Here is a 1,074-nt window from a genome sequence, read left to right on the forward strand (position 1 = left end):
CCGGAGATCGGGATCGGGTCGGCCATCGGCCTGGTCATCTATGTGCTGACCTTCTTCACTTCGTTGCTCTCCATTTTTGTTACCAGAAAACGGGAGGTGCAGCTATGATCACCGACTTGCGCTACAAGGGCTCCTCCTTGGCTAAGAGAGTATTCATCACCGTCTGCCTTGCAGGCATGTCCCTTTACGTCCTCTTGATCATCTATCCGCTGATCAACATGGTCCTCTCCTCGTTCAAAACCAATCGGGCCATCCTGACCACCCCGTTCTCCCTGCCCGAGACCTTCTCCTTTGCAACGTATAAGACAGTATGGATCGACAAGGGTTTTTCCCGGTACTTCGCCAACAGCTTGTTGGTAACAACCATCTCCATGGCTTTTGTCCTGCTCTTCGGCTCCATGGCTTCGTATGGTATCAGCAGGTATACATACAGGCTCAACACCTTGGTGTACATGCTCTTTCTCAGCGGCATCATGCTGCCGCTGAAGGCAGCAATCATTCCGCTGTTTCTGCTTATCAAGACTCTGGGGCTTATCAACAACCCCCTGTCGGTCATACTCATCTTCCTTGCGATGGCCCTGCCCTCCACAGTTTTCATCCTGGCCGGCTTTATGAAGGGCATACCCCTGGAGCTTGAGTATGCAGCCAAGATCGACGGCTGCCACGACTTTGCCATCTACCGCCTGGTGGTCATGCCCATGGTCGCCCCGGCCATCGCCCTGGTGACTATCTACAACGCCGTGCCGATCTGGAACGACTTCTTCTTCCCGCTCGTTTTCCTCCAATCGGACAAGGTGAAAACCCTTCCGGTGGGTCTGTCCACCTTCTTCGGGCAGCACAGCACCAACTGGAGCCTGTTGTTCACCGGCCTTTCCATCGCCATACTGCCCATGTTGGTGCTGTACCTGTTCATGTCCAAGTACTTCATCAAGGGAATGACCGCCGGCGCGGTCAAATAGGAGATTCTACCTTGCAATCATCACTGCCCACCACCGAGCAACGAAACCCGGCTTCCTACCGTATCGATACCAAGTCAACCCTCGAGATCCTTTCCATCATCAACGAGGAGGACCG

At 54.0% G+C, this 1,074-nt stretch carries 1 protein-coding gene and 2 pseudogenes; all 3 read left to right on the forward strand.

Annotated features, from left to right (window positions below):
* Window positions 1-108, forward strand: a pseudogene (locus B3F49_RS12410) (sugar ABC transporter permease); the annotation flags it as partial.
* Entirely contained in the window at window positions 105-959 is an 855-nt protein-coding gene (locus tag B3F49_RS04795) for a carbohydrate ABC transporter permease (RefSeq protein ID WP_293909334.1), read from the forward strand. The pseudogene B3F49_RS12410 and the gene B3F49_RS04795, both read left to right, overlap by 4 nt.
* An 11-nt stretch (window positions 960-970) precedes the next feature.
* Window positions 971-1,074 (forward strand): annotated as a pseudogene (murQ, locus tag B3F49_RS04800) (N-acetylmuramic acid 6-phosphate etherase); the annotation flags it as partial.

This window comes from Sphaerochaeta sp. UBA5836 (assembly GCF_002432845.1).
Taxonomy (GTDB): domain Bacteria; phylum Spirochaetota; class Spirochaetia; order Sphaerochaetales; family Sphaerochaetaceae; genus Sphaerochaeta.

Coding starts and splice junctions, on each gene's coding strand:
- B3F49_RS04795 (WP_293909334.1), top strand. CDS start 105: ATGATCACCGACTTGCGCTACAAGGGCTCCTCCTTGGCTAAGAGAGTA.